Raw genomic sequence first — 21,779 nt, 5'->3', positions numbered from 1 at the left:
CGCGGTTTCATTCTCATAAGCCGTACGCTTTCGATATCGACAACCTTCGAAAGGCGGTGGATGCTCGTGAGCGCCTCCCCGACAGCGACGACGCGTCGTGAACGGCTCGCCGCATCCATCGCCCGCCGCGGGTTCGCCCGCGTCGTCGACCTCGCCCGCGAGGCCGACGTCAGCGAGGTGACCGTGCGCACCGACCTGGCGGCGCTCGAAGCCGACGGGCGCATCGCGCGGGTGCACGGCGGGGCAATCCCGCGCGGGCCGGTCACCGAGCGCGAGCTCAGCGTTGAACGCACCCGCACCCGGCTCGCCCGCGCGAAGGAGGCCATCGCGGCCGAGGCCGCCGCGCGCGTGCAGCCGGGGCAGAGCGTGCTGCTCGACGTCGGCTCGACCACTCTCGCCGTCGCCCACGCGCTCGTCGCCCGGCACGACCTCGACGATGTCGTCGTCGTGACGAACGGGCTCGCCATCGCGCTCGCGCTCGAGCCGGCCCTGCCGCGGCTCACCGTCGTCGTGACCGGCGGAACCCTGCGCTCGCTGCAGCACTCGCTCGTCAACCCGCTCGCCACCACACTGCTCGACGGCGTGCACGCCGACCTCGCGATCATCGGGGCGACGGGCGTGCACGCCGAGCACGGGGTGACGAATGTCAACCTGCCCGAGGCCGAGGTGAAGCAGAAGATGGTCGCGGCCGCCGACCGGGTGCTGCTCGTCGCCGACGCGTCGAAGCGCGGCGTCGCCCACCTGGGGCGGGTGGCGGCGCTCGACGAGGTCGACGAGCTGATCACGGATGCACGGGGCGGGGCGGCGGCGAGCGGCGCGTTCGTCGACGACCCGGCCCGTGCATCCCTTGCCGCCCTCGCCGACACCGGCCTCGCCATCACTGCCGTGCCGGTCGGCGCCGGATTAGGCTGAGCGCGTGACCACCCCCACCACTCACACGCCCGTGCCCCCGACCGGCGAGCAGTACGTTCTGCACCACGACGGATCCCACGGGCCCGTCGAGGCCGTCATCACCGAAGTGGCCGCATCGCTGCGCTCGCTGACCGTCGACGGCCACGACCTGACGCAGAGCTACGACGACGACCGCCTGCCGCCGTTCGGCTGCGGGATCGTGCTCGCGCCGTGGCCGAACCGGGTGCGCGACGGCCGGTGGGTGCACGACGGCACGCCGCTGCAACTCGACATCACCGAGGTCGATAAGAACAACGCGATCCACGGCCTGTTGCGCAACACCCCGTACCGGCTCGTGTCGCGCACCGCCGACAGTGTGACTCTCGGGGCCGCGGTCGTGCCGCAGCACGGCTGGCCGTTCCGGCTCTGGACGACCGTCACCTACCAGCTGACCGGCAACGGTGTGCGGGTCACGCACGAGGTGACCAACCAGGGTGCCGAGCGGGCGCCGTTTGCGGTGGGCGCGCATCCGTTCATTCGGGTCGGATCGCACGACGTCGAAACGCTGACGCTAACCGCGCGCACCGTCGAACACGTCGCCGTGGATGACCGGCTCAACCCGACCGGATTTGAGCCGGCGACTGACGGCGGCGACTGGGATCTCACCGGCGGCCGGGCCATCTCGTCGCTCGCCCTCGACGACGCGTGGAAGGTGGGCCGCGACGACGACGGGATGATCCGCACGGTGCTGACCGCGCCGGACGGCACCGAGACCGAGGTATGGCAAGACGGCGACTGGGAGTGGCTGCAAATCTTCATCACGCGCATCTTCGCCGGCCCCGACGGCCCCACCACCGCGGTCGCGATCGAGCCGATGACGGCGCCCGCCGACGCGCTCAACTCAGGTGTCGGCCTGCGCTGGCTCGAACCCGGCGAGGTGTGGAGCGGTGGCTGGGGCATCTGCCGGCCGGCGTAGCCCGCGAACGGGGGGTGCCACGGCTCGTCTGCCGAATGGTTGGATAAGCGTGGGGGAAGACTCGACGCCCCCTGCGCGCACGCCGTGATACCCCGCGCACAGCCCAGGCTGGAGTCGCTTCATGAAAATCACCCCCAAGGCCATTGCCCTGACCGCGGTCGGAGTGCTCGTCGTCGGAGGTGCTGCCGTCGCTGCCCCGATGCTGGGCGACTCGTTCACCGCCTCCGTCGCTCCGACGGCCGCGGCCGGTGGGCCCGTCGAGTTCGCCGTCAACGCGAACGGCGAAACGTACGGCAGCCCGCTCAACGAGCAGGTGCCCGACCTGATCTTGACTCAGGCGGAGGGCGGCAAGATCGGCTACGTGCGGGTGAGCGAGCTGAACCACGCACGCAACGTTCGCAAGTCGTCGACGAACCCGAACAAGGTGTTCGACATCCCCGTCTACGAGTCGGACGGCGAGACGAAGATCGGCGTCTTCCGCGTCCTCGACGACACCGAGAACCCGCGCGACCGCAACGGCTGACGTTGTGGGCCCCGTCGGGCTCGAACCGACGACCCGCGGATTAAAAGTCCGCTGCTCTGCCAACTGAGCTAGAGGCCCGCCCACCAGCGTACCGGCCCGCGACGCCCAGCGCTCGGGGGTAGCGTGGCGGCCATGGCCGAGCGTCCCCACCGACCCACACGTGTGCCCTCCGAGTTCTTCGAGGCCTACGAGGGCGGACTCGACCCCGCCGTGCAGTTGCGTATCGCCCACGACAGCGCCCGCGCGCTCGTGCACCGCGTGCGCACGGCTGCCGCCGACGACGCCGACGTGGTCGAGCGCATGGTCGCCTACACCGACGAGCACGGACTCGACACGCTCGCCGAGCTCTGGGCGCAGGCCGGGCCCCGCACCCTGCCCGGCGCGCTGTGGCGCCTTTCGCTGCTTCGCGCGATGATTCGTCAGGATGCTCGGGGCACCGCCCTCATTTATCAGCGCGGCTCTGAGGTGCTCACCTCGAGCGCCCACGTCGTCGTCGCCGGGGCCGAGGCGCCCACCGGCCCGGGGGAGATCCTCCGGCTCGCCGACCAGGTGTTGCGCGGCGCCTACTCAGGAGATTTCGCTGTCGCGCTCGACCGCGCTGCGGCGTTCTGTCGGGTGTCGGCCGCGGGTGCGGCCGACCTCGCCGACGACGCGGATGCGGGTCTCGACGACGAGCGCGCCGCCGTGATGACGGGGCGAGCATCCCGCCTCGCCGAGAGCGCGGACGACTTCACGGCCTGCGCAGCCCTTGAGCGCCGCGCCGCCCTCGACTAGGGCGGGGAGGCGCGCGCGTGCCGCGCCTCCCCGCTGCCGGGCCTGCCGGTGCGTCAGTGTGGCCGCAGTGCGGCACTTTGTCCTGGCGCACCGCGCCCAAACTGCCGCACACCCGCGCCGACACAGGGGTCTACGCCGAGACAACCCTCGGGTCAGGCGTGTTTCGGCGCAAACCCTTGTCTCGGCGAGCATGCGCCCCGTTCCGGAGCCGCGGCACCCTTGTCGTGCGGGTTTACGCAACTCGTGCAGTGGCAAACCCGCAAGAGTTGCGCGAACCCGCACACTTTCGCACTCCGACACGCCCGGGGTCGGCCCGCACCTGATTATCCGCGGAATAACCCAGCGTGCACCGCCGTTAGTCTTGAGCAGCCGGTCCGCAGTAACCCCGGGCTCCACATTTCGCCGCTACGAGCGGCCTCGCGCCGAGAGGCGTTCTGCGGGCCGGCTTTTTCGTGCCCGCACGCCGTGACGGCGTTCCTCCTGCCCGCCGCGCGCGCTCCCGCCCGCGCGCTGGTGCGAGCGACTACTGAACTGTAGGAACTCCTACACCGGAGTAGTCGCCAGCGCCCCCGGGTGGGATCGCGGGCACCGGCGCCCGCTCTCCCCGCCCACCCCGCACGCTGTCCGCCGCCCACGCCGACCCGCACCCCGGAACCTGAGAGTCACCTCCACGGCACCATCCGCGCCAAACCGGATGCCCGACGCCCCCGAACACTGGGCATGACATCGACCACGTTCGGCTCCCGCACTGCGCGGCGCACCGTCCCGGTGCGTGCGGCGCTCGCTGCGGCGACGCTGGCCGCCCTCCTCGGGGCGACGGGATGCGCATCCGCGACATCCCCGACCGCCGAGCCGAGCGCATCCATCGCCCCCGACGCGCAGCGCGACGAGCCGAACACCACCGACGACGCCGAGCCGGCTGTTCCGGCCGAGCCCGGTCCCGACGAGGTCATCACGATTGGACTGCGGTTCACCCCGCCGACGATCACGGTGCCCGTCGGAACGACGGTGACCTGGCGTAACGCCGAAGGGATCGGTCACACGATCACCTCCGGCGCCTGGGGGGGACGTCAACGAGACGACCGGTCTCCGCGGCAGCCAGGAGGCCGATGGCATGTTCCGTCACGCGCTCGCGCGGGCGGGGGAAGAGGGGGACACCTTCTCCTTCACATTCACCGAACCGGGGGAGTACCCGTACTTCTGCGAGCCCCACCTCACGATGAACGGTTCCGTCACCGTCGAGGCGGCCGGCTAGCGGGATGCACGGATCACCTCCCGGCTCACCACACAGTTCCACCACACAGTTCCACCACACACAAGGAGATACGCACCATGCGCAAGGTAACTGCATTTGCTGGCCTCGGCCTCGCCGCTGCCCTCGTCCTGTCCGGCTGCGCCGCCGAGGCGGAGGCTCCGGCCGATGAGCCCACGATGGAGCAGCCGGCCCCCGAGGCCGAGGCTCCCATGATCGACACCGTCAACAGCGACGGGGCGAACCTCCGCGCCGCGCTGACCGCCCTGCTCGCCGACCACGTGTACCTCGCCGGTGCCGCGATCAACCAGGCGCTCGCCGACGGGGGCGACCTCGAGACCCCGGCCGTTCAGGCGGCCGTCGCGGCGCTGGACGAGAACTCGGTCGAGGTTGCCGCACTTGTCGGCTCGGCCTACCCCGACGCCGAGCAGCCCTTCCTTGACTCGTGGCGCTCGCACATCCCGTTCTTCGTGAACTACACCCTCGGTCAGGCGACCGGCGACCAGGAGCTGGCCGACCAGGCCGTGGCCGACCTGAACGCCTACGCCGTGTCGTTCGGTGAGCTGATCAACTCGGTCGTTCCCGAGCTGCCGGCCGAGGCCGTTCAGGCTGAGCTCGAAATGCACGCCGTGACGCTGCTTGCGGCGATCGATGCGAACATCGCGGGCGACCCGGCCTACTTCGACCTCCTCAAGGAGGCCGCCAGCCACATGCCGATGACCGCCACCGCTCTCGCCGGCGGCATCGCGGCGAACCTCGGCCTGCAGTAAGGGCCGACACCTCACCAGAGTTGTTCCTCCAACTAGGTGAACTCGGAGCCGCCGGGCGGGACTGCATTCCCGCCCGGCGTTTCCGCGTGCCCTGGGCGCACGCCGCGTGAACTCGAGCAATGACCCGCGTTCTCAGCGATTACGCACCCGAAGCGGCCACGACCTGGAATGCTGGAGCCGTGCATCCAGAACCAGAGGTGGCGACCGACGACGCGACGCCGCCCACCGCCGACGAGGCGACCGCGCTGCTGACGCGGGTCGCGACCGGCGACCAGCGCGCGTTCAGCGACCTCTACGACCTCATCGCGCCCCGCATGCTGGGCCTCGTGCGCCACGTGCTGAAAGACCACGCGCAGTCGGAGGAGGTCGTGCAGGAGGTCTTGCTCGAAGTGTGGCAAACCGCTTCGCGCTTCGATCCGAATAAGGGGAAAGCGGTGACGTGGATGCTCACGATGGCTCACCGACGCGCGATCGACCGGGTGCGCAGCGCCCAGGCGAGCCGCGATCGGGACACCAAGATCGGCATCCGCGATCTCGGCCGAGACGTCGACACGGTGTCGGAGACGGTCGAGATCAGCATCGAACACAAGCGAGTGGAGAAGGCGATGGCGAGGTTGAGCGACCTGCAACGGCAGGCCGTCGAGCTCGCGTACTACGGCGGCTACACGCAGAGCGAGGTGGCCGAGATGCTGAACATTCCGCTCGGAACAGTTAAGACACGATTGCGCGATGGGCTGATACGCCTGCGCACAGAATTGGGGGTGGCGTCATGAGTTCGTTGTCGAACGAGCAGCTTGAGACCGCTGCCGCCTACGCGCTGGGCGCGCTCGACGCCGACGAGGCAGCCGAGTTCGAACTGGTGCTGGCGCTTTCGCCAGAGCTGCAGCGCGAGGTCGAGTCGCTGCGCGAGGCAACGGGGATGCTCGGAGCGGCCACCGCTCCCGTCGCCCCGTCGCCGGGTCTGAAGCAGTCGGTCATGGCGCAGCTGGCGGCGACGCCGCAGTTGCCGCGCGAAGACGCGGGCGCGCAGCTCGCGGCCCACGCCGCCCCGGTCGACCCGGCCCAGCTGGCGCCCGCTCACACTCTGGCCGGTGCGGAGCCGGCAACGGAGATTCCTGCGCCGATCCCGATGAGCGGTCTCGCCGCCGACAAGGCCCGTATGCGGTGGTTCGCCCGCCCGGCGACGATTGTCGCGGCTGCCGCGGCCGCCGTCGTCCTGTTCTTCGCCGGAGCCTTCGCCGCCGATCTGGTGCGCCCGAGTTCGGTCAACCAGCAGGTGCTGGCGCAGGTGGTCGCCGCTCCCGATGCGACGGTCGCCTCGAGCGAGGTCGCGGGTGGTGCGACGGCGAGCCTCGTGAGCTCCGAGTCACTCGGGCTGTCGGTGATGGTGTTCGACGGCCTCGCGACGCTCTCCGACGACGAGGCGTATGCGCTCTGGTACATCACGGGCGACCAGATCTCGCCGGCCGGCCTGTTCACGGTCGACGCCGACGGGCAGACCGTGCAGGTGCTTGAGGGCGAGTTCGTCGCCGGAACGATCGTCGGCGTGACGGTCGAGCCCGCGTCGGGTAGCCCGCAGCCGACGAGCGACCCGATCGTCGCGATCGTCACCGAGTCTGCGTAAGGCTTAGTCGACCCGCACCCGGTAGCCGACGCCACGGACGGTTTCGATGGGCGACAGCCCCCGCTCGGATGCTGCGCCCAGCTTCGCGCGGATCGACCCGATCATGACGCGCACCGCGCGCGCCCCCGCCTCGGAGTCGACGTCGGGGGAGAACTGGCGCGCGAGGTCCTGCGGAGACACGAGGCGCGGGGCGCGGGCGGCGATCGTGTGCAGCATCGAGAACTCACGGTGGGTGAGGCGCACGTCGACTCCGGCGTAGCTGACCATGTGGGCGGCGGTGTCGATGTGCAGGTCGCCGACGATGACGGCGGGCGCGTGGGGTGAGCTCGGCAGCCCGAGCCCCATGAGGCAGCGACGCAATTCCTCGGCCGTGAAGGGCGTTGGCAAGAGAGCGTTGGCGCCTGCGTCGAGCGCGCGAGCAGCGTCAGTGTTGCCGGTCGCTGCCGCGTCGATCGCCACAACGACGGGCACGTTCGCCCACTGGTGCACGGTATTGATGAGTGCGTCGAGCTCCACCCCAGTCGGCTCGGCGGGCGTCAGCACCACGTCGGGAGCGTCGCTCGCGAGCGCGACAAGCAACTCTGCGGCGTCGCGGTGCGCCACATAGTCGACTCCGGCGGCGATCAACTGCCGGTCGGTGTCGCGGCACAGCTCCCGGAGGGCGGTAGTGCCGGCCACGCGCCGAAACGCGCGCGGTCCCTGGGCGGCGCGGGGAGCATCCTGAGTCTGCGGGCTCACCCGAACTTGCCCGAGACGTAGTCTTCCGTCGCCTTGACGGACGGGTTCGAGAAGATCACCGAGGTGTCGTCATACTCGATGAGCGTGCCGGGCATGCCCGTGCCGGCGATGGTGAAGAACGCGGTCTTGTCACTCACCCGCGAGGCCTGCTGCATGTTGTGGGTGACGATGACGATCGTGTAGTCGCGCTTGAGCTCCTCGATGAGGTCTTCGATCGCGAGGGTCGAGATGGGGTCGAGGGCCGAGCAGGGCTCGTCCATGAGAATCACCTCGGGCTCGACGGCGATCGCCCGGGCGATGCAGAGGCGCTGCTGTTGACCGCCCGAGAGAGACGAGCCGGGGCGGTCGAGGCGATCCTTGACCTCGTTCCAGAGATTCGCGCCCTGGAGGGACTTTTCGACGAGGTCGTCGGCGTCCGACTTCGAGATGCGACGGTTGTTGAGCTTGACGCCGGCGAGCACGTTGTCGGCAATCGACATCGTCGGGAACGGGTTGGGGCGCTGGAACACCATGCCGACCTGGCGGCGCACGAGAACGGGGTCGATGCCCGCGCCGTACAGGTTGTCGCCGTCGACGAGCACCTCGCCTTCGACGTAGGCGCCGGGAATCACTTCGTGCATGCGGTTCAGCGTGCGGATGAACGTCGACTTTCCGCATCCTGACGGCCCGATGAAGGCTGTCACGCTGCGGGGCTCAATGGTGAGGCTGACATCCTCTACGGCCTTGAACTTGCCGTAGTAGACGTTGAGGTCGCGGACTTCGATGCGCTTAGACACGGGTGAACTTTCTTCTCTGGGGGTCAGCGGCCGAGCGTCGGCGCGAAGAGGCGGGCGATGAGTCGGGCAGTCAGGTTGAGCACCATGACGATGAGAATCAGGGTGAGCGCGCCGGCCCAGGCGCGGTCGAGGAAGGCCTGGCTGTCGACACCCTGGTTGGCGTAGGAAGTGAAGACGAACACGGGCAGCGACTGCATGCGGTCGTTGAACATGTCGTAGTTCATGCTCGCGGTGAATCCGGCGACGATGAGTAGCGGCGCCGTCTCTCCGATCACGCGGGCGATGGCGATCATGATGCCCGTCGTGATGCCGGCGATGGAGGTCGGCAAGACGACCTTCAGCACCGTGAGCCACTTGGGCACGCCAAGGGCGTACGCCGCCTCGCGCAATTCGTTGGGCACGATGCGCAGCATCTCCTCGCAGGAGCGCACGACGACAGGAATCATCAGCACGCTGAGCGCGATCGAGCCGGCGAAGCCCATGCGAACACCCGGTCCGAAGACGAGGGCGAACAGTGCGAAGGCGAACAGGCCGGCGACGATGGAGGGGATGCCCGTCATGACGTCGACGAAGAACGTGATCGCCCGGGCGAGCGGGCCGCGCCCGTATTCCACGAGGTAGATCGCGGTCATCAGGCCGATCGGGATGGAGATGATCGCCGCAGTGCCGGTCATGAGCAGCGTGCCGACGATGGCGTGAGCGGCGCCGCCGCCTTCGCCGACAACGTTGCGCATCGACTCGGAGAAGAACTGAATGTCGAATCGGGCAGCGCCGCGGGTGACGACGGTGAAGAGCAGGGAAATGAGCGGGATGATCGCGACCGTGAATGCGATCGTCACCATCGCCGTAACGAAGCGGTCCGTGGCCTGCCGCGTTCCTTCGATCTGTCGGCTGATCAGGGTGATCATGACGACGTACAGCACGGTGCCGAGGGCAAGAGCGAGGGTCAGGCTGAGGCCGTCCGTCGCGCCGACGGAGCCGAGGAACGCCGCAACGCCGAACCCAGCCGCGAGGCTCAGCCCGAGGATCGTCCACGGCGTGCGGCGATTGAGGCGTCCGTGGTCGTGAATGTTCGCCGGCGTCGAGGTGCGCAGGGGCGCGGGAGTGCTGTCGATGGCCATGTCAGTTCGCTCCCGAGAAGTCTTTGCGACGGTTGACCACCCAGCGGGCAATCGAGTTCACGATGAGGGTGATCACGAAGAGGACGAGGCCCGTCGCGATCAGGAGGTTGACGTTGACCCCGTACGACTCGGGGAAGCTGAGCGCGATGTTCGCGGCGATCGTCGAGGGGTTACGTGACTGCAGAACCGCGAACGACACGACGGCGGCCGGTGACAGAACCATGGCCACGGCCATCGTTTCGCCGAGCGCACGTCCGAGGCCGAGCATCGCTCCGGAGACGATGCCGGGGCGGCCGAAGGGCAACACCGCCATGCGAATCATTTCCCAGCGCGTTGCGCCGAGCGCCAGCGCGGCCTCCTCGTGCAGAACGGGGGTTTGCAGGAAGACCTCGCGACAGATGGCCGTCATGACCGGCAGGATCATGACACCGAGCACGATCGCGGCGGTGAGAATCGTCCGACCCGTGCCCGACGCGGGCGGGGCAAAGAGCGGAATCCAGCCGAGGTTCTCCGTCAACCACGTGTACAGGGGCTGCACGGCCGGGGCAAGAACGCCGATGCCCCACAGGCCGTAGACGACGCTCGGCACAGCGGCGAGCAGGTCGATGATGTAGCCGAGCGCCTGTGCGAGGCGGCGGGGGGCGAAGTGCGAGATGAAGAGCGCGATGCCGATCGCGAGCGGCAAAGCCATGAGCAGGGCAAGCGACGCCGACCAGAGGGTTCCGAAGACAAGCGGCCACACGTAGGCCCAGAAGCTGTCGGGTCGGCCGATGAAGTCATTCGGGTCGGCAACGAGAGCGGGAAGGCTCTGGGCGACAAGGAAGATGGCGACGGCAGCGAGGATGACGAGAATCAGAGAGCCGGCGATGAGTGCAGACTTCGAGAAGACGCGGTCGCCCAGGCGTTGATACGCGCGGGGGCTCTCAGCGGCGGTGGGGGGCGTAGCCGTGGCTGTCATGCGCTCGCTTCCGGGTGGGTGATGCAGGGCGGGTAGTGCAGTGTGTCGTTACGACGGTGGTTCCGTGGAAATGTGGTGCCGGGGTGGACGCTGCCGTGAGGCAGTGCCCACCCCGGCTCAGGGCTATCGACTAGGAGATCACGTCGATCGCCGCGTTGACCTGGCCCGAGAGCGTGGCCGAGATCGGGGCCGAGCCCGCGTTCTCAGCCGCGTTCGCCTGACCGGCGTCGCTGGCGACGTAGCGCAGGAAGGCCTGCGTCAGCTCGGCCTGCGCCGAGTCCGCGAAGGTCTCGCAGGTGATCAGGTAGGCAACGAGCACGATCGGGTAGGCGCCCGAGTCAGCCGTGTTGCGGTTCAGGTCGAAGGTGAGGTCGAAGTCGGCGCGACCCTCCTGCAGCTCCGAGTCGTCGACGACGGCCGCGGCGGCCTCGGGCGAGAACGGAACGTAGGTGTCACCGACGAGCACCGACACCTGGCCGAGGCCTCCGGCGCGCGAGGCGTCGGCGTAACCGATGGTGCCCGTACCGTTGGTGACGGCGTCGACAACGCCCGAGGTGCCCTGGGCGGCCTCGCCAGCGGCGAGCTCGGTCGGCCAGTCGCCGCTGACGTCGAAGGTCCAGACGCTCGGCGCTGCCTGGGCGAGGTAGTCGACGAAGTTCTCAGTGGTGCCCGACGAGTCGGAGCGGTTGACCGGGGTGATGCGCAGGTCGGGCAGGTCGACGCCCTCGTTCTGCGACGCGATGGCCTCGTCATTCCAGTTGGTGATCTCGCCCGCGAAGATACCGGCGATGGTGTCGGCGTCCATGTTGAGCGACTCGATGCCGTCAACGTTAAAGATCACGGCGATCGGCGAGATGTAGACGGGCAGCTGCACGATGCCGCTGTCGGGGGCGCAGGCCTCGAAGGTGATCTCCTCGAGCTCGGTGGTGCGGAACGCGCGGTCCGAGCCCGCGAAGGCCGAGCCGCCGCCGGCAAAGGTCTCGCGACCCGCGCCCGAACCGCTCGGGTCGTAGTTGACGGTCACGTCGGGGTTGGCGGTCTGGAACTCGGCGATCCAGCCCTCCATGGCGGCGCCGACCGACGACGCGCCAGCGCCGACGAGCGTGCCCGAGAGGCCCGCGGGGGCCTCGGCACCCGGCTCAGCCGGAGTGGTCGGCTCGTCACTTTCGTTGGTTGCGCAGCCGGTGAGCACGAGAGCTCCGGCGGCGAGAAGGGCGGTAAGGCTGCCCGCACGCTTGATGTTCACTGTGGTCCCTTCGGGGATGTGATCAGGGGGTTCGGATCCCCCGGGTGGGTGATCCAGCCCCGACGCTAAGAGCGCCGTGTGACCACAGTGACCAGTTCCGGTGAACGGCGAGTGAACGACAGGGAAACCCTGCCCCGAGCCCGCCGCCGAGCACCCGCCCCGTTCAGCAGCACCCGCGCCCCTCTGTCACGCAGCGCCACGTGTGTGCGCGCATCTCGCGGTGAAGTTGCAGTTGTGGCTCCATGGCTCGCGCTGAGAGCGCCACGAGTGCGGGCTCGGCCGCAGCTCCGCGCGGGGCGCCGCGAAACGCCTCCGGTGGCAGCGCTGCCGAGTGTGGACCCGCGCACGTGGCTCCACCACCGGCGCGCACCCGCGCACCGGCCCCGTCTTACCCGAACTTGCCGGAGACGTAGTCTTCGGTCGCCTTGACCGACGGATTCGAGAAGATCGTCGCCGTCTCGTCGTACTCGATGAGCTTGCCGGGCTTACCCGTGCCGGCGATGTTAAAGAACGCCGTCTTGTCGCTCACGCGCGACGCCTGCTGCATGTTGTGCGTGACGATGACGATCGTGTACTCGGTCTTCAGCTCCTCGATGAGGTCTTCAATCGCGAGGGTCGAGATGGGGTCGAGCGCCGAGCACGGCTCGTCCATCAGAATCACCTCGGGTTCGACCGCGATTGCCCGCGCGATGCACAGCCGCTGCTGCTGACCGCCCGACAGCGACGAGCCGGGGCGGTCGAGGCGGTCCTTCACCTCGTTCCAGAGGTTCGCGCCGCGCAGTGACGTCTCGACGAGAGCCTCGGCATCTGACTTCGCGATGCGGCGGTTGTTGAGCTTGACGCCCGCGAGCACGTTGTCGGCGATCGACATCGTCGGGAACGGGTTCGGCCGCTGGAACACCATGCCCACCTGGCGTCGCACGAGCACCGGGTCGACGCCCTTGCCGTACAGGTTGTTGCCGTCGACGAGCACCTCGCCTTCGACGCGCGCCCCGGGGATGACCTCGTGCATGCGGTTGAGCGTGCGCAGGAAGGTCGACTTGCCGCAGCCCGACGGCCCGATGAAGGCGGTGACGCTGCGGGGCTCGATGGTGAGGGTGACGTCCTCGACGGCCTTGAACGAGCCGTAGTAGACATTCAGGTCGCGAACTTCGATGCGCTTCGACACGGGGTTCCTTTTGCGGTCAGATCGGCGAGATTGTGGGGATGCTCGGCGCGCGTCAGCGCCCAGCCTTCGGTTGGAAGAGACGGGTGATCAGGCGGGCGATGAGGTTCAGCGCCATGACGATGATGATGAGGGTGAGCGCGCCGGCCCAGGCCCGTTCGAGGTAGAACTCGACGTCGCTTCCGGGGTTGGCGTACTGCGTGTACACGAACACCGGCAGCGACTGCATGCGCTCGCTGAACACGGTGTAGTTCATGCTCGCGGTGAAGCCGGCGACGATGAGCAACGGCGCCGTCTCGCCGATGACGCGGGCGATGGCCAACGTGATGCCGGTGATGATGCCGGCGGCCGCCGTCGGCAGGACGACCTTGGCGATCGTGAGCCACTTCGGCACGCCGAGCGCGTACGCCGCCTCGCGCAACTCGTCGGGCACGAGCTTCAGCATCTCTTCGCTCGAGCGCACGACGACCGGGATCATCAGCACGCTCAGCGCGACCGAGCCGGCGAAGCCCATGCGCACACCCTCACCGAAGATGAGCACGAACAGCGCGTAGGCGAACAGTCCGGCCACGATCGACGGGATGCCCGTCATGACGTCGACGAAGAACGTGATCGCTCGGGCGAGGGGCCCGCGGCCGTATTCGACGAGGTAGATCGCGGCGAACAGGCCGATGGGCACCGAGATGAGGGTGGCCCACGCGGTGATCTGCAGGGTGCCGACGATGGCGTGCAGCGCGCCTCCACCCTCGCCGATGACGGACCGCATCGACCAGGTGAAGAACTCGAGGTCGAAGCGCGCAGAGCCGTTGACGAGCACCGTCGACAGAACCGAGACGAGCGGCAGCAGCGCCAGCACGAACGCCGAGATGACGAGCGCGATCATGAACCGGTTGGTGGCGGCGCGGCGACCTTCGGCCATGAGGGAGATCGCGGTGACGAGCACGATCGACGCGATGGTGCCGATCGCGATGGCGAGCACGAGCGAGAACTCGGCGATCGCTCCCGCCGCGGCGAGCAGCGCCATGACGGTGATCGCGCCGCCGAGGCATGCGGCGGTCAGCCCGGGGGCGGCCCAGCGGGGCAGGCGGCCCGACACGTACGCGTTGGCGCCGTCGACGGGCGCACCAGCCGAGCGGCTGGATGTCGCGGGGCGGGGGGCGGTCTGGGTCATCGCGACTCCAGCGATCGCTCGTGGCGGCTCACGATCCAGCGGGCCACCGAGTTAACGACGAGGGTGATGACGAACAACACGAGGCCGGTCGCGATCAGGGCGTTCACCTGAATGCCGGCCGACTCGGGGAAGTTCAGCGCGATGTTCGCGGCGATGGTCGAGGGATTTTCGCTCTGAATCACCGCGAAGCTGATGATGGCCGACGGAGACAGCACCATGGCGACCGCCATGGTCTCGCCGAGCGCGCGGCCGAGACCGAGCATCGAGGCCGAGATGATGCCCGAGCGCGCGTACGGGAAGACGGTCATCCGCACCATCTCCCACCACGTGGCGCCGAGGGCGTAGGCGGCCTCCTGGTGGAGGGTGGGCGTCTGCACGAACACTTCGCGGCACAGAGCCGTGATGATGGGCAGCACCATGACGGCCAGCACGATCGCGACCGTCAAGACGGTGCGCCCGGTTCCGGATGCGGGCCCCGCGAACAGTGGGAACCATCCGGCATTCTCGGCGAGCCACTCGTACAGCGGCACGGTGGCCGGTGCGAGCACCGTGATACCCCACAGGCCGTAGACGACGCTCGGCACGGCGGCGAGCAGGTCGATGATGTAGCCGAGCGGCTGCGCGAGGCGGCGGGGCGCGTAGTGCGAGATGAACAGCGCGATTCCGACGGCGAGCGGCACGGCCATGAGGAGGGCGAGTGCGGCGGCCCAGACCGTTCCGAACGCGAGGGGGGCGACGTAGTCCCAGAAGGTGCCGTCGGTGCCGCGGAATGAGCCTTCCGGCGCCCAGAGCGCGGGAAGCGACTGGGCGATGAGGAAGACGGCGACGGCGGCGAGCGCGACGAGGATCGCGGTGCCGGCGCCGACCGCGATGCGGCTGAACACCCGGTCTCCGCGGCGCTCAACGGCGTCGATCTGACCGGTCGGCGCGGCTGGCGCCTGGCCGGGGGCGGGAGTGGTCATCGGATCCCCTCAATGGCGTCGAGCACGCGGTCGGTGAAGCCCTCCGACAGTGGCGCTGAGCCGGCGAACTCCGCGGCGAGTTCCTGCGCCTCGGGGCTCGCCACCCAGCTGAGGTAGCCGCGCACGAGTTCGGCGTCTGCCGGGTTCGGGTATTCGCGGCAGGCGATGAGGTAGCTCACGAGGACGAGCGGGTAGGCGCCGGGCTCGGTCGTGGTGCGGTCGATGGCGATGGCGAGGTCGTCGTCGGCACGTCCCTCCTCGAGCGGGGATGCTTCCACCACGCGTGCCGCGGCCTCCCTCGTGTAGGCCACGAACTCGTCACCCACCTTGAGGGCGGCGATGGTGAGATCACCCGCGCGGGACGCGTCGACGTAGCCGATCGTGTTGCGGCCGTTCGTGACGGCGTTCACGACACCTGAGTTGCCCTGCGCTGACTCGCCGCCGTACGGGAACGCGTCAGCCGCGTCGGCCTGCCACTCGTCGGGCGCCGCCTGGGCCAGGTAGTCGGTGAAGTTCTTGGTGGTGCCCGACGCGTCCGACCGGTGCACGGCCGTGATGGTGGCGCTCGGCAGCGCGGCGTTCGGGTTCAGCTCTTGGATGCGCGGGTCATCCCACTGCCGAATCTCACCGCGGAAGATCAACGCGGCCGTCGCGGCATCCAGGTTCAGTGCATCCACGCCCTCGATGTTCACGATGATGACGAGGGGCGAGATGTAGAGCGGCAGGTTGATTGCGCCCGTGCCGGGAACGCACGCGCCGAGCCCGTTCTCTGCCTCGGCCGCGGTGAGGGCCGAGTCGCTGCCCGCGAAGTCGAGGCCGCCGGCGAGGAACGCTTCGCGCCCGGCGCCCGACCCGGAGGGCTCGTAGTTCACGGTGAGGCGGCCGTTGGCGTTCTGGATTTCGGCGATCCAGACGGCTTGGGCGGATGCCTGGGCCGACGACCCGGCGCCGTCGAGGGTGCCTGCGAGCGTTCCGCTGCTGTCGCCACGGTTCAGCTCATTGACCGCGCACCCGCTGGTCGCGAGAACGGCGGTGATGGCCAGCGCGCTGATGAGTCGGCGCGGAGTATCCACCCGGGTCCTTTCGTGGGGAGCGCACAGAAAAGCGGGAGACGCTGCGTCGGCGTCGTCCCGCAGTCAAGCACAATCGCAACCAAAGGTAAACGGAAGGTTAACGGGATGCTCGGAGGGCATCCACGAATCGCGGTTAGTCGACGGCGGGGCGGTGCGATTCAACAGCCACGAGCCAGGGGCGCTCCGTCTCGCGCGAGAAGTGCAGCACCGTGAAGTCGCCCGTCGAGAGGGCCGCGCTGCGCCACAGCTCGGGCGTGAGGTGGGCCCCGCCGAACTCGGCCGCCGCCTCGATGATCTGCGGAATCACGGGCCCGTGGCTGCACAGCACCGTGCCGAGTCGGCGTTCGAGGCGCTTCACCACCTGGGCGCGCACGCGCTCGCCGTCGGCGCGGTAGGCGTCCTGGCTGATGCTGCGCACCTCCTTGACGGGGGCGCCCGTCGCGGCGGCGGTCGGCGCGATCGTGGCGACGCAGCGCGCGGCGACCGACGTCACGAGCACTTCGGGACCGTAGGCGGCGATTCCGCCGGCGACGGACGCCGACTGTTCGAGGCCGCGGTGCAGCAGCGGGCGCGTGGCGTCCGGGCCGTCCCACTGCTCGGGCGGCATCGCCTTGCCGTGCCGCAGCACGACGAGTGGGAAGGTGCGGGCGCGCCCGGCTTCGGCCTGGGCGGCGAAGCGCTCGAGCACATCCACGTCGTGCTCGTAGCTGAGCTTCTTCTCGGCCTTCGCGAGCGGCACCCACTCGAGGGTGAGAATTTCACCGTTCGCCTCGTAGGTGTGCCGTTCAGCGGCGCCCGGGTCGACCTCGGCCGACCAGTAGTGCACGGTCTTCGGCCGACCGCCGGGCAGTCGATACTCGACGGTGCCGAGCGGGGCGCCGAGGACGACGTTGAAACCGGTCTCCTCCGCGATCTCGCGTACCGCCGTGTGGGGCAGGGTCTCCCCGGGGTCAACCTTGCCCTTGGGCAGCGAGACGTCCTTGTGCTGCGTGCGGTGCACGACGAGGACGCGCACCTTGCCGTCCACGATCTTCCATAGCACGGCGCCGGCCGCCCGCACGGGGGCCTGAGGGGTGGGGGTCATGCGGTCGTCTTCCCGTCTGAGGGGCGGCGGATTCCGTCAGGCTACCGAGAAAGGGACACCATTTCGCGACTACCGGGCGGTGACGGCCCGTCGGCGGCTGCTGATGCGGGTCATCATCGTGTCTTGCAGGTCGGCAAGCGGACGGCCGTCACTGCGCGAGGCGACGCGCTGCCACTCGCCATCGGGCGTCAGGTGCCACGACGCTGTGCGGTCCGACAGGGTCGCCGCGAACAGCTGGTCGATCTGCTCAAGGTGGGCGGGGTCGGTCAGGCGGATCAGCGCCTCGACGCGCCGGTCGAGGTTGCGGTGCATCATGTCGGCGCTGCCGATGTACACCTGCGGGTCGCCGCCGTGGTGGAAAGCGAAGATGCGCGAGTGCTCGAGGTAGCGGCCGAGCACGCTGCGCACGCGAATGTTCTCGCTCAGGCCCTCTTCGCCCGGCACGAGCGCGCAGATGCCGCGCACCACAATGTCGACCGGCACGCCCGCCTGGCTCGCGCGGTACAGCGCGTCGATGATGGCCTCGTCGACGAGCGAGTTCACCTTGATGCGAATGCCCGCGGGCAAGCCCGCCTTGGCGTTCTTCGTCTCCGTGGCGATCAATTTCAGGAGGCCGCGCCGGAGGTAGCGGGGCGCCACGAGCATCCGCTTGTACTTCTTCTCGATCGCGTAGCCCGACAGCTCGTTGAACAGGCGCGTGAGGTCTTTGCCGACCTGGTCGTCGGCGGTGAACAGCCCCAGGTCTTCGTAGAGCCGGCTGGTCTTCGGGTTGTAGTTGCCCGTGCCGACGTGCGAGTAGTAGCGCAGTGCGCCGTTCTTCTCCTGACGCACGACGAGGGCGAGCTTGCAGTGGGTCTTCAATCCGACAAGCCCGTACACGACGTGCACGCCGGCCTTTTCGAGCTTGCGCGCCCACTCGATGTTGTTCTGCTCGTCGAAGCGCGCCTTGATTTCGACGAGAGCGAGCACCGCCTTGCCCGCCTCGGCGGCATCGATGAGCGCCTCGACGATGGGGCTGTCACCGCTCGTGCGGTACAGCGTCTGCTTGATGGCGAGCACGTTCGGGTCGGCGGCGGCCTGCTCGAGGAAGGCCTGCACGCTGGTCGCGAACGACTCGTACGGGTGGTGCACGAGAATGTCGCCGGCGGCGATCGCGCTGAACACGTCGGGCTTCGCGTTCGGCTCGGCGGGCTGCAACTGCAGCGCCGTCACGGGCACGTGCTTGGGGTACTTCAGGTGCGGGCGGTCGAGCTTCGCGATCTGAAAGAGCCCGCCCAAGTCGAGCGGGGCGGGCAGGCGGTACACCTCGTTCTCGGTGATGCCGAGCTCACGCACGAGCAGTCCGAGGGTGACGTCATCCATGTCGTCGGTGATCTCGAGACGAATCGGCGGGCCGAAGCGACGACGCAGCAGCTCGCGCTCGAGCGCCTGGATGAGGTTTTCGGCCTCGTCTTCTTCGATCTCGACGTCTTCGTTGCGGGTCAGGCGGAACTCGTGGTGCTCGAGCACCTCCATGCCCGGGAACAGCTCATCGAGGTGGTTCGAGATGAGGTCTTCGATCGTCAAGAACCGCACGCGGCCCGAGCCGTCATCCGGCAGCTGCACGAAGCGCGGCAGCACGGTCGGCACCTTCAGGCGCGCGAACTCGACCTTCTCGGTCTTCGGGTTGCGCACACGCACGCTGAGGTTCAGCGAGAGGCCCGAGATATACGGGAAGGGGTGCGCGGGGTCGACCGCGAGAGGCATGAGCACCGGGAAGATCTTGGTCGAGAAGATCTCGTCGACCCGTTCACGGTCGTCGTCGTTCAGGTCGGCCCACGACTCGATGTGAATGTTCTCGTCGTCCAGCTCGGGTTTCACCAACTCGTGCAGGCACCGCACGTGGCGGTGCTGCAACTCGAGGGCGAGACGATTGATGTCGGCGAGCACGTCGCCGGGCGCCCGACCCGTGTTCGTCGGCACCGCGAGGCCCGTGACGATGCGGCGCTTGAGGCCCGCGACGCGCACCATGAAGAACTCGTCGAGGTTGGTCGCGAAGATGGCCAAGAAATTGACCCGCTCGAGCAGCGGGGTGGTGGGGTCCTCGGCGAGCTCCAGCACGCGCTGGTTGAAGCGCAGCCAGCTCAACTCGCGGTCGAGGTAGCGCTCGATCGGCAGCGTTCCGTCGTCGACGCTCGTCGTCTCGTCGTAGTCGTCCATGAAGTCGCCGTCGACGCCGCCGTCGACCTGCGCTCCGTCGCTTGTGGCCCCGCCCTCGTCCTGCATCCGCACATTCTGGCACCCGCGGGTGTCGGGAAGGTTGCTACTCGGTGGCGACGAGCGTCGTGGCCTCGTCGGCCGGGTCGCGCTGTGCTCGGCTGAGGGCGAGGAAGGGCAGTGCGCACGCCGAGATGACGCCGCCGAGCAGGAGGGAGAACCCGTAGCCGTTCAGGTCGGCCGCGCGTCCGAGTGCCGGCTGCGTACCGATTCCTCCGGCGCTACCGAGCAGCGAGTGGAACGACAGCACGGTTGCGCGTTGCGCCGACGGGATCATGTCGTTCAGGTACGAGCGCTGCGCGGGCTGGGCGACCGATGTCGTGAGCCCCCAGGCGGCGAGCACCTCCCCCGCGGGGAGAGGGCTACCGACACAAGGAAACACCGAAGAACGGGCCGGCGTTGGCCGGCTATGGCGCGCTCACGATGAAGAACGCCCTGGCGAACACCATGTCCACCCTTCCAACACAGTTGGCACGGTCTTTGACCTGGGACCGGGGGAAAGGGATGTCCGCCCACGCACAGTTCCGAGTCGAGACAGGAATTCCAGTGTTCTTCGCCGACCCTCAGTCGCCCCCCTGGCAGCGCGGGACGAACAAGAACACCAACGGGCTGCTGCGCCAATACTTCCCGAAGGGCACAGATCTCTCGCGCTGGTCCGCCGAAGAGCTCGAGGCCGTCGCTCACGCTCTGAACACACGGCCACGCAAGACGCTCGGCTGGAGGACTCCCGCCGAGGCCTTCAACGAGCAACTACTCTTGCTCCAAGAAGCCGGTGTTGCAACGACCGGTTGAACCTGGTCAATTCACCAGTGTCTCCTTCGCCGAAACCCTCGCATTGGAAGGCACCGCCGTCTCGATCGGCTCAGTCGGCGACGCTTACGACAATGCCCTCGCTAAGTCCGCGATCGGACTGTTCAAGTATGAAGCGATCCGCGACGGATCACCGTTCCGAACCGGACCACTGCGCACGATCGATGATGTCGAATGGGCAACCGCTGCATGGGTCGAGTGGTTCAACGCCCGACGCCTGCACTCGACCCTCGGGGTTGTTCCCCCTGAAGAGTTCGAGGCCGACTACTTCGCTGACCTCGAAACGTCACACCCGCCGGTGCTGACACCCGCATAGGAACGGCAGAGAACCGGGGACTGTTCAGATGTCGTGTTTTCCGAACGCCCGCGGAGGCTGCAGACCGCGCTGTTCCTGGGCACTGGGAAGGCGAATTGATCATCGGCGCCGGCCGGTACGCGATCGGCACGATCGTCGAACGCAAGAGCCGCTCCACCCTGCTTGTGGACTTGCCCTGCATGGAGGGGTATCGCGAGATACCACCCGTGAAGAACGGCTCGGCGCTCGGGGGCTATGGCGCCGTCGCGATGAACGCCGCGCTGACGAAGTCGATGACCGCGCTCCCCGAGCAGCTCCGCAAGACGCTCACCTGGGATCGTGGCAAGGAACTCTCCGTTCATGCTCAATTCACTCTCGAGACTGGCACGAAGGTGTTCTTCGCCGACCCGAACTCGCCCTGGCAACGGCCGACGAACGAGAACACGAACGGGCTGCGGCGGCTGTACTTTCCGAAAGGCACCGACCTCTCACTGTGGTCCGCCGAGGACCTCGAGGCCGTCGCTCTCGCACTCAACAACAGGCCCCGCAAAAGCCTCGACTGGAAGACACCAGCCGAGGTGTTCGAGGAGCAGTTGCGCTCACTTCAACAACCTGGTGCTGCACCGACCGGTTGAACCTAGTCAATTCCGATCCAGGAAATTCTCCCTCGCCCTGCGTCGCCACAACCTCATCGGATTGATGGGCCGAGTCGGTGCGGCTGGCGACAACGCTGCCATGGAGAGCTTCTTCAGTCTGCTGCAGAACAACGTTCTCAACCGCCGGTCCTGGACAACCCGTGAAGACCTGCGCATCGCGATCATCACCTGGATCGAGAGGACCTACCACCGCAGGCGCAGACAAGCACGCCTGGGTCGATTGACACCCGTCGACTTCGAGACCATCATGACCAACACCGTGGACCTCGCGGCCTAACTGAAACTGTCACCCATCCCCTTCAGCTGGCCCCACGCTGCTGGCACGATTCTCCGATCTGGATGCTGTGCTCTGTGGCAGCGATCAGATCACGCGTGGAGCGTTGGATTCCCTGCGGGAGCTCGGCCGTTCCGTGCCCTCCGACGTGGCGGTCATGGGTCACGACAACTGGGAGCACATCGCGACGCAGGCGCGTCCGCCACTGTCGACCATTGATATGCGGCTCGAAATGGTCGGCCGGAGAGCCGCGGAACTCCTATTCGAGGCGATTAGCGGCGATGCGGAATCAGGGTTGCATGCGGTACCAACCAAGCTGGTGACGCGCGGATCGACCGCGCTTGCCTGACCGCGGTGCGGTACCCAATCACTGACTTGCCCGAG

The 21,779-nt window shown here is 68.3% G+C and carries 23 protein-coding genes, 1 tRNA gene and 3 pseudogenes; 13 read left to right on the top strand and 14 right to left on the bottom strand.

Features of this window, described 5'->3' with window-relative positions:
* Positions 1-60: 60 nt before the first annotated feature.
* From EV140_RS05940 to EV140_RS05930, 3 genes are all read left to right on the top strand, one after another.
* On the top strand, positions 61-912 hold the full coding sequence (locus EV140_RS05940) for a DeoR/GlpR family DNA-binding transcription regulator (protein WP_130282053.1): 852 nt from the start codon (positions 61-63) through the stop codon (positions 910-912).
* A 4-nt stretch (positions 913-916) separates the two neighbouring features.
* Complete coding sequence (locus EV140_RS05935) at positions 917-1,867, top strand: aldose 1-epimerase family protein (RefSeq protein WP_130282051.1); 951 nt, start codon at positions 917-919, stop codon at positions 1,865-1,867.
* Between the two features lie 121 nt (positions 1,868-1,988).
* Positions 1,989-2,390 (top strand): hypothetical protein, encoded by a 402-nt coding sequence (locus tag EV140_RS05930; RefSeq protein ID WP_130282049.1) that lies wholly within the window; start codon positions 1,989-1,991, stop codon positions 2,388-2,390.
* A 5-nt stretch (positions 2,391-2,395) separates the two neighbouring features.
* On the opposite strand, the gene EV140_RS05925 is transcribed toward EV140_RS05930, so the two are convergent.
* Positions 2,396-2,468, bottom strand: a tRNA-Lys gene (locus EV140_RS05925).
* Between the two features lie 54 nt (positions 2,469-2,522).
* Here EV140_RS05925 and EV140_RS05920 point away from each other — a divergent pair.
* A complete protein-coding gene (locus EV140_RS05920) occupies positions 2,523-3,164 on the top strand; it encodes a DNA-directed RNA polymerase subunit beta (protein WP_130282047.1) in 642 nt (213 codons plus the stop codon).
* 662 nt (positions 3,165-3,826) lie between these two features.
* Here EV140_RS05920 and EV140_RS05915 read toward each other — a convergent pair.
* A complete protein-coding gene (locus EV140_RS05915; RefSeq protein ID WP_130282045.1) occupies positions 3,827-4,138 on the bottom strand; it encodes a hypothetical protein in 312 nt (103 codons plus the stop codon).
* 140 nt (positions 4,139-4,278) lie between these two features.
* On the opposite strand from EV140_RS05915, the gene EV140_RS05910 reads away from it, so the two are divergent.
* From EV140_RS05910 to EV140_RS05895, 4 genes are all read left to right on the top strand, one after another.
* The gene (locus tag EV140_RS05910; RefSeq protein ID WP_130282043.1) at positions 4,279-4,419 is read left to right on the top strand and encodes a cupredoxin domain-containing protein; all 141 of its coding nucleotides are present in this window, start codon (positions 4,279-4,281) and stop codon (positions 4,417-4,419) included.
* Positions 4,420-4,496: 77 nt separating this feature from the next.
* Positions 4,497-5,186, top strand: coding sequence for a hypothetical protein (locus EV140_RS05905; RefSeq protein WP_130282041.1), 690 nt, complete (start codon positions 4,497-4,499; stop codon positions 5,184-5,186).
* A gap of 119 nt (positions 5,187-5,305) precedes the next feature.
* On the top strand, positions 5,306-5,959 hold the full coding sequence (gene sigK / locus EV140_RS05900; RefSeq protein WP_130282039.1) for an ECF RNA polymerase sigma factor SigK: 654 nt from the start codon (positions 5,306-5,308) through the stop codon (positions 5,957-5,959).
* Positions 5,956-6,810 (top strand): anti-sigma factor, encoded by an 855-nt coding sequence (locus EV140_RS05895; protein ID WP_130282037.1) that lies wholly within the window; start codon positions 5,956-5,958, stop codon positions 6,808-6,810. Before sigK ends, EV140_RS05895 begins: the two co-directional genes overlap by 4 nt.
* 3 nt (positions 6,811-6,813) lie before the next feature.
* Here the strand turns inward: EV140_RS05895 and EV140_RS05890 are convergent, their stop codons facing one another.
* From EV140_RS05890 to EV140_RS05835, 12 genes are all read right to left on the bottom strand, one after another.
* Positions 6,814-7,548 (bottom strand): winged helix-turn-helix transcriptional regulator, encoded by a 735-nt coding sequence (locus EV140_RS05890; RefSeq protein ID WP_130282035.1) that lies wholly within the window; start codon positions 7,546-7,548, stop codon positions 6,814-6,816.
* The gene (gene pstB, locus EV140_RS05885) at positions 7,545-8,324 is read right to left on the bottom strand and encodes a phosphate ABC transporter ATP-binding protein PstB (RefSeq protein WP_096422997.1); all 780 of its coding nucleotides are present in this window, start codon (positions 8,322-8,324) and stop codon (positions 7,545-7,547) included. Before pstB (EV140_RS05885) ends, EV140_RS05890 begins: the two co-directional genes overlap by 4 nt.
* Before the next feature lie 23 nt (positions 8,325-8,347).
* Positions 8,348-9,445 (bottom strand): phosphate ABC transporter permease PstA, encoded by a 1,098-nt coding sequence (pstA, locus tag EV140_RS05880; protein WP_130282033.1) that lies wholly within the window; start codon positions 9,443-9,445, stop codon positions 8,348-8,350.
* A gap of 1 nt (position 9,446) precedes the next feature.
* The gene (gene pstC, locus EV140_RS05875; protein WP_130282031.1) at positions 9,447-10,403 is read right to left on the bottom strand and encodes a phosphate ABC transporter permease subunit PstC; all 957 of its coding nucleotides are present in this window, start codon (positions 10,401-10,403) and stop codon (positions 9,447-9,449) included.
* A 130-nt stretch (positions 10,404-10,533) separates the two neighbouring features.
* Positions 10,534-11,649 carry a phosphate ABC transporter substrate-binding protein PstS gene (locus EV140_RS05870; RefSeq protein WP_130282029.1) on the bottom strand — a complete coding sequence of 372 codons (1,116 nt, stop codon included), beginning with the start codon at positions 11,647-11,649 and terminating at the stop codon, positions 10,534-10,536.
* Positions 11,650-12,037: 388 nt separating this feature from the next.
* Complete coding sequence (pstB, locus tag EV140_RS05865) at positions 12,038-12,817, bottom strand: phosphate ABC transporter ATP-binding protein PstB (protein ID WP_130282027.1); 780 nt, start codon at positions 12,815-12,817, stop codon at positions 12,038-12,040.
* A gap of 52 nt (positions 12,818-12,869) precedes the next feature.
* Positions 12,870-13,985: a phosphate ABC transporter permease PstA gene (gene pstA, locus EV140_RS05860; RefSeq protein ID WP_130282025.1), complete on the bottom strand. Its 1,116-nt coding sequence runs from the start codon at positions 13,983-13,985 to the stop codon at positions 12,870-12,872.
* Positions 13,982-14,947, bottom strand: coding sequence for a phosphate ABC transporter permease subunit PstC (gene pstC / locus EV140_RS05855; protein ID WP_130282022.1), 966 nt, complete (start codon positions 14,945-14,947; stop codon positions 13,982-13,984). The genes pstA (EV140_RS05860) and pstC (EV140_RS05855) overlap by 4 nt, the downstream gene beginning before the upstream one ends.
* Positions 14,944-16,020 carry a phosphate ABC transporter substrate-binding protein PstS gene (gene pstS, locus EV140_RS05850; protein ID WP_130282020.1) on the bottom strand — a complete coding sequence of 359 codons (1,077 nt, stop codon included), beginning with the start codon at positions 16,018-16,020 and terminating at the stop codon, positions 14,944-14,946. The genes pstC (EV140_RS05855) and pstS overlap by 4 nt, the downstream gene beginning before the upstream one ends.
* A gap of 133 nt (positions 16,021-16,153) precedes the next feature.
* Positions 16,154-17,104 carry an NUDIX hydrolase gene (locus EV140_RS05845; RefSeq protein WP_130282018.1) on the bottom strand — a complete coding sequence of 317 codons (951 nt, stop codon included), beginning with the start codon at positions 17,102-17,104 and terminating at the stop codon, positions 16,154-16,156.
* Between the two features lie 69 nt (positions 17,105-17,173).
* On the bottom strand, positions 17,174-19,369 hold the full coding sequence (locus EV140_RS05840; protein WP_130282016.1) for an RNA degradosome polyphosphate kinase: 2,196 nt from the start codon (positions 19,367-19,369) through the stop codon (positions 17,174-17,176).
* A gap of 37 nt (positions 19,370-19,406) precedes the next feature.
* Positions 19,407-19,703 carry an MFS transporter gene (locus tag EV140_RS05835; protein ID WP_130282014.1) on the bottom strand — a complete coding sequence of 99 codons (297 nt, stop codon included), beginning with the start codon at positions 19,701-19,703 and terminating at the stop codon, positions 19,407-19,409.
* Positions 19,704-19,708: 5 nt separating this feature from the next.
* Here EV140_RS05835 and EV140_RS05830 point away from each other — a divergent pair.
* The 5 genes and pseudogenes from EV140_RS05830 to EV140_RS05810 form a co-directional block, all read left to right on the top strand.
* Positions 19,709-20,152 (top strand): annotated as a pseudogene (locus EV140_RS05830) (IS30 family transposase); the annotation flags it as partial.
* Positions 20,136-20,486 carry an integrase core domain-containing protein gene (locus EV140_RS05825; RefSeq protein ID WP_157985615.1) on the top strand — a complete coding sequence of 117 codons (351 nt, stop codon included), beginning with the start codon at positions 20,136-20,138 and terminating at the stop codon, positions 20,484-20,486. The pseudogene EV140_RS05830 and the gene EV140_RS05825, both read left to right, overlap by 17 nt.
* 24 nt (positions 20,487-20,510) lie before the next feature.
* Positions 20,511-21,100, top strand: a pseudogene (locus EV140_RS05820) (IS30 family transposase); the annotation flags it as partial.
* Between the two features lie 4 nt (positions 21,101-21,104).
* Positions 21,105-21,398: pseudogene (locus EV140_RS05815) on the top strand (integrase core domain-containing protein); the annotation flags it as partial.
* 67 nt (positions 21,399-21,465) lie between these two features.
* Positions 21,466-21,744 (top strand): substrate-binding domain-containing protein, encoded by a 279-nt coding sequence (locus EV140_RS05810; protein WP_241971322.1) that lies wholly within the window; start codon positions 21,466-21,468, stop codon positions 21,742-21,744.
* Positions 21,745-21,779: the final 35 nt, after the last annotated feature.

It is taken from the genome of Microcella alkaliphila (assembly GCF_004216855.1).
GTDB classification, from domain to species: Bacteria; Actinomycetota; Actinomycetes; order Actinomycetales; family Microbacteriaceae; genus Microcella; species Microcella alkaliphila.
The sequence above is the reverse complement of the archived record's forward strand: the minus strand, read 5'-3'. Positions and strand labels throughout refer to the sequence as shown.